General features: G+C 38.9%; 11 protein-coding genes. 7 read left to right on the forward strand and 4 right to left on the reverse strand.

Annotated features, from left to right (window positions below; all coding sequences use genetic code 11):
* Window positions 1–1,537, reverse strand: a 1,537-nt coding sequence (gene pruA / locus QZ620_RS11915; protein ID WP_295181918.1) for an L-glutamate gamma-semialdehyde dehydrogenase, incomplete at its 3' end; no start/stop codon positions are given.
* A gap of 137 nt (window positions 1,538–1,674) precedes the next feature.
* Between pruA and QZ620_RS11920 the strand changes: the two genes are divergently transcribed.
* Window positions 1,675–2,397, forward strand: a complete 723-nt coding sequence (locus QZ620_RS11920) for an NRDE family protein (RefSeq protein WP_295181920.1) — start codon at window positions 1,675–1,677, stop codon at window positions 2,395–2,397.
* Here the strand turns inward: QZ620_RS11920 and apaG are convergent.
* From apaG to QZ620_RS11935, 3 genes are read right to left on the reverse strand one after another with little or no spacing between them, the layout of a single operon-like run.
* Window positions 2,378–2,764 (reverse strand): Co2+/Mg2+ efflux protein ApaG, encoded by a 387-nt coding sequence (gene apaG / locus QZ620_RS11925; protein WP_026914360.1) that lies wholly within the window; start codon window positions 2,762–2,764, stop codon window positions 2,378–2,380. The two genes, QZ620_RS11920 and apaG, sit on opposite strands and share 20 nt — an antisense overlap.
* A 5-nt stretch (window positions 2,765–2,769) precedes the next feature.
* Window positions 2,770–3,864 carry a DUF3667 domain-containing protein gene (locus tag QZ620_RS11930; protein ID WP_295181923.1) on the reverse strand — a complete coding sequence of 365 codons (1,095 nt, stop codon included), beginning with the start codon at window positions 3,862–3,864 and terminating at the stop codon, window positions 2,770–2,772.
* Window positions 3,865–3,873: 9 nt separating this feature from the next.
* A complete protein-coding gene (locus QZ620_RS11935; protein WP_295181926.1) occupies window positions 3,874–5,124 on the reverse strand; it encodes a DUF5103 domain-containing protein in 1,251 nt (416 codons plus the stop codon).
* 161 nt (window positions 5,125–5,285) lie between these two features.
* On the opposite strand from QZ620_RS11935, the gene QZ620_RS11940 reads away from it, so the two are divergent.
* From QZ620_RS11940 to QZ620_RS11965, 6 genes are all read left to right on the forward strand, one after another.
* Window positions 5,286–6,629, forward strand: a complete 1,344-nt coding sequence (locus QZ620_RS11940) for a Na(+)-translocating NADH-quinone reductase subunit A (RefSeq protein ID WP_295181929.1) — start codon at window positions 5,286–5,288, stop codon at window positions 6,627–6,629.
* Between the two features lie 13 nt (window positions 6,630–6,642).
* On the forward strand, window positions 6,643–7,833 hold the full coding sequence (locus QZ620_RS11945; protein ID WP_295181932.1) for an NADH:ubiquinone reductase (Na(+)-transporting) subunit B: 1,191 nt from the start codon (window positions 6,643–6,645) through the stop codon (window positions 7,831–7,833).
* A gap of 2 nt (window positions 7,834–7,835) precedes the next feature.
* Entirely contained in the window at window positions 7,836–8,579 is a 744-nt protein-coding gene (locus QZ620_RS11950; protein WP_295181934.1) for a Na(+)-translocating NADH-quinone reductase subunit C, read from the forward strand.
* A gap of 2 nt (window positions 8,580–8,581) precedes the next feature.
* Complete coding sequence (locus QZ620_RS11955; RefSeq protein ID WP_141878530.1) at window positions 8,582–9,328, forward strand: NADH:ubiquinone reductase (Na(+)-transporting) subunit D; 747 nt, start codon at window positions 8,582–8,584, stop codon at window positions 9,326–9,328.
* Between the two features lie 29 nt (window positions 9,329–9,357).
* Window positions 9,358–9,972, forward strand: a complete 615-nt coding sequence (gene nqrE / locus QZ620_RS11960; protein WP_026914367.1) for an NADH:ubiquinone reductase (Na(+)-transporting) subunit E — start codon at window positions 9,358–9,360, stop codon at window positions 9,970–9,972.
* Window positions 9,973–9,987: 15 nt separating this feature from the next.
* Window positions 9,988–10,521, forward strand: a 534-nt coding sequence (locus tag QZ620_RS11965) for a 2Fe-2S iron-sulfur cluster-binding protein (RefSeq protein ID WP_295181936.1), incomplete at its 3' end; no start/stop codon positions are given.

A 10,521-nucleotide genomic window follows, 5' to 3' on the forward strand; every position in this document is an offset into this window, starting at 1 on the left:
CATTTGTACCACTGGATCTTGCTCCACCAAATGGCTGCTGTCCTACAACTGCACCGGTTGGTTTATCATTAATATAGAAGTTACCAGCTGCATTCTGCAATAGATCTGTAGCCTGAGCAGCTGCATAACGATCACCAGAGATAATAGCTCCGGTTAGTGCATATATGCTCGTATTATCTACAGTCTGGCAGATATCTGCCCACTTAGATTCATCAAAATTAGTATCATCGTATACATATACTGTTACTACCGGACCAAAAAGTTCAGTTTCCATAGTAGTGTAGTGAGGATCTGATGTAAGAATTACGGTAGGTTCTATAAAGTAACCTTTAGATTTATCATAGTTTCCTCCAACTACGATCTCTGCATTTCTATCGCTCTTTGCTTTTTCAATATAGCTTGCAAGCTTATCGAAAGAACCTTCGTGAATTACAGCATTGATAAAGTTTGACATGTCTTCCGGAGATCCCATCTTGAATGATTGTACATCCTCGATCACGAAATCTTTAATTTCCGGCCAAAGGCTTTTCGGAATATAAACACGGGATGCCGCGCTACATTTCTGACCCTGGTATTCAAAGGCACCTCTGGAAATTGCTGTTGCTACATGTTTAGCCTTTGCAGTAGGATGCGCCAGGATAAAATCTTTTCCTCCTGTTTCTCCAACAATTCTTGGATAAGTTTTATAATTCTGAATATTGTTTCCAATTTTCCCCCAAATACCTTTAAATACACTGGTACTTCCGGTAAAATGGATTCCTGCAAAATCTGGACTTGCCAGAACAGTGTCGGTTACCATCTCTGGATCACCGTTTACCATATTGATCACACCTGCTGGTAAACCTGCCTCTTTAAATACTTCCATAAGTACCTGAGCTGATAACATCTGGCTATCACTTGGTTTCCAAACGGCAACATTCCCCATAAGGGCAGCACTTGAAGGAAGGTTTCCTGCAATTGCAGTAAAGTTGAACGGAGTTATAGCGTAAACGAAACCTTCTAATGGTCTGTATTCTACGCGATTCCAAACTCCATCCGAAGAAATTGGTTGCTCATCGTACAGTTCTGCCATATACTCTACGTTAAAACGTAGGAAATCACAGATCTCTGCAGCAGCATCAATTTCAGCCTGATAAATATTCTTAGACTGCCCGATCATTGTGGCAGCATTCATCTTTTGTCTATAAGGTCCGGAAATTAGATCGGCAGCTTTTAAAAAGATAGCAGCTCTTTGTTCCCATTCCAGTTTTGACCATTTTTTTCTCGCCTCCAGAGCTTCAGAAATGGCTCTTTCCACATGCTTTTTCTTAGCAGTGTGATAAGTTCCTGCAACATGAGCGTGATCATGTGGAGGATTGATGGTTCTGGTATTCCCTGTTTTTACTTCTTCAGCTCCAATATAAAGAGGAACTTCAGTATTCGCATTCCAAAGGTCTTTATAAGTAAGTAATACTTCTTCTCTTTCTGGGCTTCCCGGAGCGTAACTTTTTACTTCTTCGTTAACCGCTACTGGTACGTGAAAAAATCCTTTTCCCATAAATATAAATTTTGTCTTTTCGATTATTTCTAATTCCGATAAAGGTAAAAAAATTAAGTTGCACGCAATAACATCTGGCTTGCCTTTACTAAAGCTTAACTTTTTTGTACATTTCCTTAAAATTTTGATTTTAAAGCATGTGCACAGTTACTTTAGTCCCCCGTCCTGAGTCTATGTCTGGGTTTGTATTAACTTCTAACCGGGACGAATCGGTTGGTCGTGAAACTCTTCCACCCGCATGGGAGCGCTTTGCAGGTGTAAGACAATATTTCCCGAAAGACAAGCAGGCTGGAGGCACCTGGCTGGGAGTTAGCGAAAATTCCAGGTGTATATGTCTTACGAATGGAGCTGAGAAACCACATGAACGCAAGCCTGAATATCGTAAAAGTCGGGGAGTGGTTGTTAAAGAATTTCTTGCCGCGTGTAGATTGCGATCATTTCTAAACAAATATAATTTTCATGGGATCGAGCCTTTCACAATGATTATTGTAGAATGGCATGATGGCCTATGTTTTCAGCAATTATTATGGGATGGAAAAAATTATAAACACGAATATCTTCCCATCACTCAGCATATGTGGTCATCTTCTCCGCTCTATTCTGAAGCAATGAAAAAAAAGCGTAAAGAATGGTTTGATGAGGTAAGCGCTGAAGGTTATACTGCGGGGAGTCTATTGAATTTTCATAAAAGCGCAGGCAAGGGAAATAAGGAATACGGTCTCATCATAGACCGTGGGTTTCTTAAAACTCAAAGTATATCACAGGTTATAAATGGCCCTGATGGTATTCATTTTTCTTATCAAAATTTGATAAATAAAGATACCTCCGAAGAATATCTTACTAGTTTAAAGCAAAGGTAGCAGCAAGTCTGAAGGGTGGGATTCTAACCTGAAATTCATTTGTAGTCGTGAAATTGATCATATTATAGTATCCAGACATGGAACCAATGGGCGCGGTAAGTAAGCAACCACTTTGGTAAGTATGACTTTCACCGGGTTTTAAAACAGGTTTTTTTCCAATCACTCCTTCTCCTGAAACATATTCGATTTCACTTAAAGCATCTTTGATCTCCCAGAATCTGGACTTTAACTGAACAGAATCGTTACTTTGATTTTCAATAGTGATCTGGTAAGCAAAAGCATACTTCAGCTGGAAGTCCTTATAAAACTTCCCTTCGAATCTGGTTTCCACAGAGATTTTAATACCTTTTGTAACCTGTTGAATCATGTGTTTCAATAAATTGAAAAAGAAGCGAGCAATGAGATTATTGCAGCGACTGTGGCTAATGTAAAGAATATTAGGTTCAGGAGTAGAAACTTTAAAATCGTTTTAACACGTTTTTGTCCGTAGAAAAATCGCATCGCTTTGTATAAATAGAATAGGAATACAAAATTTGCCAGCGTTGTTAGTATTTCCCATTTAAAAACAATTTCCAGTATCAGTGCAAAGCTGTAGAGTACAAAAAACACCGTTTGCACGTGAAATGCAAAGATGAGGTGCTCCATATAATTAAAGTCCCTCCTTAAATACAGCAGCCAGATGAATAACGCGAAAACCGGTAAAAATATAAAGATGATAAAAGGTAACTTTCCTATAAAGTAGTTTATAAATAGCGCAGGGTCTTTTGAAAAGGTTCCTGCATCTACCGCCTTCTTATAGAGCCAAAGATTATAATTAGATTGTTCGTGGTTTAAACTATCCAGTGCCCGGGAAGCGGTAAAAATCCCTGTTTCATCCTGATAAGCATAGTATAGATCTGCTTTTTTGGCAAAAGCATTAATAAAGTTCATACTGTCCAGTTCTGGCTGACTCACAAGCTTTTCAGTATAAGTTTCAGTAAAAACATTATTCTGGATGCTGTCCAGACCAACATCATCGCTGGTCAATACTTTATTAATGGAATCCATGGAAGCCTCGCTCAATTCCTTACGGTCAAGTTTTGAAAGCAAATCTTCGTCCCGATCCTGTCGTCCAAAATTTTCGCTAGGATCCAGGCTAAGGCTAAAGATCAGAAAGAAGATAATGGAAACACTCAGGTAGAACCTGAAGGGATTTGCATACCTGGTCCTCTTTCCTTCCACATAATCTTTTGAAATCTTTCCTGGTCTGAAAAGAAGTATTCTTAATGTCCTCTGAAACCTGGAGTCATAGGCAAATACTCCTGAAAAGAATTCATTAAACAGGTCTGAAAAGCTAAGTTTTTTAGTGGTATTCAATTGTCCGCAATTGGGACAAAACCGGTCATTTTTATCTAAAGGCAATTCACAGTTTAGACAATGCTGACCTCTATACTGGTAAGTTTCAATCCTATTTTCGATATCTGGCATATAAACAGCTTAATTACGAATGTTTCTTGAATTCGCACCTCCTGCACCAATCAATCTGTCATAACGTGCTCCCGGACTTCTGTAGTAGGCCAGGATCGTATAATTGTTCTCAGTTTCATCATAGTTTCCACTAATTGCTCCGTCTTCAATCCCGTCTGGACCTGTCACCACATATTTGTAGTTATAATATCCTTGCTTAAACAATCTTGCTAATTCATAATAACCGCTCTCCTTATTATATTCGAGCTTTGTGCTTTCGTCCAGTTGAAAATTATTGAACCCTCCATAAAGATGGATCTGTTTACCTTCAAGCGGATCATAATTTCGTAAAGTAAATCTCATCCAAACATAATCGGCTTCCAGGTCTGAATTTTCTGCAAGCACATTTCTAACCACAAAACCTCCGTTGATATCAGGATTGTATGTGTATGGCAGCCCGTCCCTGGTGACATCCATAAAAAGATAATGGAGATATAGCTGCTGCATGTCAACCTTGGCAATATCAGCATTGGTAACTCTTATTTCTTTGTTATCAAACTGAAGAAATTCGTTGCCACCCCAAAAAGAAGATTCAGTATCATAGCGATAGATAAGTTCGTTAGCGATGGTGTATTGCGGTTTAAGATCTGTAATCGCAGTTTTTAAATTAAAATTCTGAATAAGGCTTACCTTGACATTTCTGTCAGGATTCTTCAGAAGCAGGTCTGGAGAATTTATACTGAAGTTTATAATTTGTTTTTCATCGATAAACTCAAGGTTTCTGGCTCTTTTTACTTCCGCAGTAATTTGCGCTACAGGTTCGTACACCATGAATTTTCGTGAGAATACCTTTTCTCTTTGCGCATTATAGACGCTTATCATATAATTACCCGAAACTTTGAGTCCGCGTACATTTTTATTCGGAATATCAAGCTCGTAATGAGTATAGGGTTGTAAGGTGTTTAGCGAATTCCGGTAATTGATAATCCTGACATCATCAAAACCCTCGAGATATTCGTTCTTAGTGAGTTGAGAAGGTGTCCAATCGAAATTATAATGTTCGATCGTGTAATAATAATCGGCTTCATCCCCAATGATATCATCAAAACTTAATTGAAGCCTGGCACCCAATCGAATGATTGGATTTCCTTTATTTTCTACGGAATCTCCCTGAAATATAATGGTTCTAATAAATGGAGGTGGCAGGGTTTCGATAACAACCTGGCTATAAATGCACGGCTGAAGCAGGTAAAATGTCAGGAAAATAATTAAGCCTTTCATAAAGTTGGAGTAAAAAGCAAAGTTAATAGAAATAAGCATTTTGCATCCATTTAATTTAACAGTTGACCAAAGTAAAATTCTGACATTTCTTGGGATAAATGGAGTGAAAATTCTTAAATTTGCCCGACTTTAAACTAAAAATTTAACATACACTCCATCCTATGTCAAAAGACATTCGAATTAAAAGAGGATTATCTCTGCGATTAGAAGGGGCGGCGGAAAAAGAGCTTGTAAAGGCTCCGAGATCCAAAACTTACGCGATCAAACCGCCAGATTTTCACACTGTTGTGCCAAAAATGGTAGTAAAAGAAGGAGCTAAGCTTCTTGCAGGTGATGAGATTTTCTATTCGAAATATACCGAGGAAATTCGCTTTACTACACCAGTTAGTGGTGTTCTTAAAGAAATCAAAAGAGGTGACAAAAGAAGGATCCTCGAAATAATCATTGAGGCAGATCCTGAAAACACTTACCGTGAATTCAAAAAACTGGATCCTGCTAAAGCTGATGTGAAGGATGTCCGTGAGCTTCTTCTTGAAAGTGGTTGCGGTGCTTTTATCAACCAAAGACCATACGACATCGTAGCAGATCCTAAGGATACTCCTAAGGCGATCTTTATTTCAGCGGTAACAACTGCTCCTCTGGCGGCAGATAAGGGTTTTATCATCAAAGATAAGATCGCTGCATTTCAGGCAGGAATTGATGCTTTGAGAAAACTTACACCAGGTAAAGTTCATCTTTCTGTAGATGATTCTTCAGCTGAATACCTAAAAGGAATTCAAGGTGTTGAGCTTCATCACGTAAAAGGAGTTCACCCTGCAGGTAATGTAGGTGTTCAAATCCATAAGCTTGACCCTATCAATAGAGGCGAGCGTGTTTGGACTGTAGGAGTAGAGGATGTTGCAATTATTGGTAATGTTTTTCTAACCGGAGAATATCGTGCGGAGCGCACGGTTGCTGTGGTTGGAAGTGAAGCTGAAAACAGGAAATATTATCAGACGATTATTGGTTCTAATGTAACAGATCTTATTGGTCAAGTTGCAGAAGGTACTCGTATTATCTCTGGTGATGTATTTACAGGAACTCAGTTAAGCAATAACCAGTATTTAGGATTCTTTGAGAACGAGCTAACGCTAATTCCTGAAGGTGACAATTACCGAATCTTTGGATGGTTGCCATTTACCTATAACAACATACATTCACATTCCAGAACTTCGCTGTCCTGGTTGTTTCCAAATAAAAAATACACTCCAACCACGAATTTAAATGGTGAAGAGCGTGCTTTGGTGGTAACAGGTGAAATGGAAGAGGTTTTACCTATGGATATCTACCCGATGCAGCTTATCAAAGCGTGTATGGCTGGTGATATCGAGAAAATGGAAAATCTGGGAATCTACGAGGTTGCTCCTGAAGATTTTGCAACTGTAGAATATGTAAATACTTCCAAGATTGAGATTCAGGAAGTAATAAGATTAGGTCTTGATTTAATGATTACCGAAGTAGGTTAAAAAGCTGAAGAATATGGAATGGATTAGACAGAGATTAGATAAAATGAAACAGCCTTTTAGCAAAGGCGAGAAGTACGAGAAATATGCTCCTGCAGTAAATGCATTAGATACTTTCTTATTTACTCCAAATCATACTACACAAAAAGGGGCGCATATTCGTGATGCTGTGGATCTTAAGAGAACTATGATTACCGTGGTGATCGCTCTTATTCCAGCTCTTTTGTTTGGATTCTGGAATGGTGGATATCAATATCTTCACCAATTGCCAGAATATGCCAACGGTGTACCTTTTATAGATGCTTTCCTTCACGGTGCTGGAAAAATCTTGCCAATGATCGCAGTTTCTTATGCTGTAGGTCTTGGAATTGAATTCGCATTTGCGATCTTTAGAGGACACGAAGTAAATGAAGGTTACCTGGTAACCGGCTTGCTTATTCCTATGATCATGCCAATTGATATTCCGCTTTGGATGGTAGCACTTTCAGTAGTGTTCGCAGTACTTATTGGAAAAGAAGCTTTTGGTGGGACAGGAATGAATATTCTGAATCCTGCACTTACGGCACGTGCATTTGCCTTCTTTGCTTACCCAACTTATATGTCTGGAAATAGCGTTTGGGTTAGTAACGCGTATGAAGTAGATGCAGTAACTGGTGAAACGATTCTTGGAAATCTTGCAGCTGGAAATGAGGCAGGTTATACACCATTAGATATGTTTTCTGGAATGATCCCGGGATCTATTGCTGAAACTTCAGCGATTTGTATTCTGGCTGGTGCATTACTACTTGTACTTAGTAAAGTAGGTAGCTGGAGAATTATCTTGAGTGCATTTATTGGAGCTGCAGTGATGGGCTTGATCTTTAATGCGCTACCTTCTTTAGGTATTGAAGGTAATAACTTAACGAATTTCCCATGGTATCTACACCTTATTGTTGGTGGTCTTGCTTTTGGTATTGTCTTTATGGCAACAGATCCGGTTTCAGCAGCACAAACAATGAAAGGAAAATGGATCTATGGATTCCTTGTTGGATTTATTTCAGTAATGATTCGAGTATTCAACCCGGCATATCCTGAAGGTGTGATGTTAGGTATTCTGCTTATGAATGTTTTCGCACCAACGATCGATCACTACGTGGTAGAATCTAATGTGAAAAGAAGAAAGAAAAGACTTAAAAATGCTAACCCTCAAGTAGAAACAGCAGTTTAGTTATGGAAGAAAAATCAGTAAATAAAACGAATAGCAACGGCTATACTTTCATGTTCTCTGTGATCATGGTAGTTGTAGTTGCCGCTGTACTTGCCTTTGCCGCTATCTCTCTCCAGCCAACACAAATGGAGAATGTGCGTAAAGAAAAAATGCAGAATATACTTTCTACTGTTGGAATTACTACCGACAGAGATGGAGCTAAGGAACTTTATGATAAGTATATCGTTGAAGAAGTAGCGATCACTGAAGATGGTACGGTAGATGAGTCTATAGACGCATTTAAGGTTGATCTTGCGAAAGAGATCAAAAAGGATGTTGGAGAGCAGGTTTTTCCACTTTACGTGGCCGAAGTTGAGGGTTCCAGGTATTATATCGTGCCTCTTAGAGGAAACGGACTTTGGAATGCGATCTTTGGATACATTTCTTTAAAAGATGATATCAACACCGTGAAAGGTGCGACATTTGACCACCTTGGGGAAACTCCGGGACTTGGTGCAGAAATTACAAAGCAGTGGTTTAAAGAGAAATTTGCAGATGAAAAGATCTTTGATTCCAATGGTAATCTTGTAGGGGTTTCTGTAGTTAAAGGAAATATTGATGTTTCAGATAAGGAAGATAATCAGGTAGATGCAATCTCAGGAGCAACGATCACAGGTGATGGTGTTTCTGATATGATCTCAGAAAGATTAAAGCGTTATTTGCCTTATTTCGAGCAGCAAAAAGGATTTAAAGTAGCAACTAGATAGATATGGCTGAAGAGAAAAAATTCAACTCTGCTAAAGAGGAAGAAAAGAAACGGGAAATGATCCTATTCCTTTCAAATTCTGAAGAAAGGGAGCATTTTCTTTCCAAAGGAAATAGAAAATTACTTTCCGATCCATTAGATGACAATAACCCTATTACCGTTCAGGTACTGGGAATTTGTTCTGCATTGGCAATTACTGTGCAGCTGGAACCGGCCGTAGTAATGGCCATCGCTGTAATGGTGGTAATGGCCTTCAGTAATATGATCGTTTCTATGTTAAGAAATCTTATCCCAAGTAGGATCAGGATCATTGTTCAACTGGTTGTTGTTGCTTCACTAGTAATTCTGGTAAGTGAGATCTTAAAAGCCTATGCTTTTGATGTAAGCAAGCAATTGTCGGTTTTCGTTGGTCTTATTATTACGAACTGTATTGTAATGGGGCGTTTGGAAGCCTTTGCTCTTGGGAACGGAATTTACAAGTCCTTTCTTGACGGTATTGGTAATGCTGCAGGTTATGGTTTAATTCTGGTTGTTGTGGCATTCTTTAGAGAATTACTTGGGTCTGGAAAACTTTTTGGATTCGAAGTATTAGGACATAAAGGTGCAACGATGGCTGAGTCTACTGGGCTGTATGCTTTAGGATATGAAAATAACGGTTTGATGTTACTCTCTCCAATGGCTCTTATAGTGGTTGGATTGATCATCTGGGTACAACGTGCCAGAAATCGTAAACTAATCGAACAAAACTAATAGCTGTACAGCAAAAAAGTATATAAAGAATGGAATTAGTTAATCTATTTGTAAGAAGTATTTTCATAGAGAATATGATATTCGCCTACTTCCTGGGAATGTGTTCCTACCTGGCGGTATCTAAGACTGTAAAAACAGCTGTTGGTTTGGGTGCTGCTGTGATCTTCGTACTGGCGATCACTGTGCCTATCAACTTTCTACTGGATAATTACCTTCTAAAGCCTGGAGCACTTTCCTGGCTTGGAGCTGAATATGCGGATGTGGATCTAAGTTTCCTGAGTTTTATCATGTTCATTGCGGTAATCGCATCCATGGTACAGCTTGTGGAAATGATCGTTGAAAAATTTGCTCCGGCTCTGTACGGTGCACTTGGTATTTTCCTTCCGCTTATTGCGGTAAACTGTGCGATCCTGGGTGGTTCACTTTTTATGCAGCAAAAAGATTTTGGAGGAATTTCAGAAGCGATTACTTATGGACTTGGGAGTGGAATAGGATGGTTTCTTGCTATTCTTGCCATCGCGGCCATCAGAGAGAAAATTGCATACTCAAATGTTCCTGCACCTTTAAAAGGTCTTGGTATCACGTTTATCATTACCGGACTTATGGCGCTTGGATTCATGAGTTTTATGGGAATTAAATTATAATCGTAAAAGAAGATTATGACAGTTATAATAGCTAGTGTAGTAGTATTCTTAGTCTTGATTTTGTTATTGGTATCAATGCTTTTAGGAGCTAAGGCCAAATTATCGCCTTCAGGACCTGTGACAATCAACGTTAACAACGAAAAAGATATTGAAGTAGGTTCAGGTGGAACCTTGCTTTCAACTCTTGGAGATAATAAATTGTTTCTGCCTTCTGCCTGTGGTGGTGGTGGAACTTGTATCCAGTGTAAATGTATCGTTGAAGATGGAGGTGGAGCAATCCTTCCTACGGAAGAGCCACATTTTACCAGAAAGGAAATCGCAAATGGATGGAGACTTGGTTGCCAGGTAAAGGTTAAGCAAGACATGAAAATCACCATTCCTGAAGAAGTTTTCGGAATTAAGAAATGGGATGCAACCGTAGTACGAAACTACAACGTGGCATCATTCATTAAAGAGTTTGTGGTAGAAATTCCTGAAACAATGGATTATAAAGCCGGAGGTTATATTCAAATTGAAATTCCTAAAACGGAAGTTAAGTTTGAAGATATA

The sequence above is a fragment of the uncultured Christiangramia sp. genome, from assembly GCF_913046405.1.
GTDB lineage: Bacteria > Bacteroidota > Bacteroidia > Flavobacteriales > Flavobacteriaceae > Christiangramia > Christiangramia marina.

Bases quoted from the DNA above. Each gene is read 5' to 3' on its own strand.
- QZ620_RS11920 (WP_295181920.1), top strand. From the start codon at position 1,675: ATGTGCACAGTTACTTTAGTCCCCCGTCCTGAGTCTATGTCTGGGTTT.
- apaG (WP_026914360.1), bottom strand. From the start codon at position 2,764: ATGATTCAACAGGTTACAAAAGGTATTAAAATCTCTGTGGAAACCAGA.
- QZ620_RS11930 (WP_295181923.1), bottom strand. From the start codon at position 3,864: ATGCCAGATATCGAAAATAGGATTGAAACTTACCAGTATAGAGGTCAG.
- QZ620_RS11935 (WP_295181926.1), bottom strand. From the start codon at position 5,124: ATGAAAGGCTTAATTATTTTCCTGACATTTTACCTGCTTCAGCCGTGC.
- QZ620_RS11940 (WP_295181929.1), top strand. From the start codon at position 5,286: ATGTCAAAAGACATTCGAATTAAAAGAGGATTATCTCTGCGATTAGAA.
- QZ620_RS11945 (WP_295181932.1), top strand. From the start codon at position 6,643: ATGGAATGGATTAGACAGAGATTAGATAAAATGAAACAGCCTTTTAGC.
- QZ620_RS11950 (WP_295181934.1), top strand. From the start codon at position 7,836: ATGGAAGAAAAATCAGTAAATAAAACGAATAGCAACGGCTATACTTTC.
- QZ620_RS11955 (WP_141878530.1), top strand. From the start codon at position 8,582: ATGGCTGAAGAGAAAAAATTCAACTCTGCTAAAGAGGAAGAAAAGAAA.
- nqrE (WP_026914367.1), top strand. From the start codon at position 9,358: ATGGAATTAGTTAATCTATTTGTAAGAAGTATTTTCATAGAGAATATG.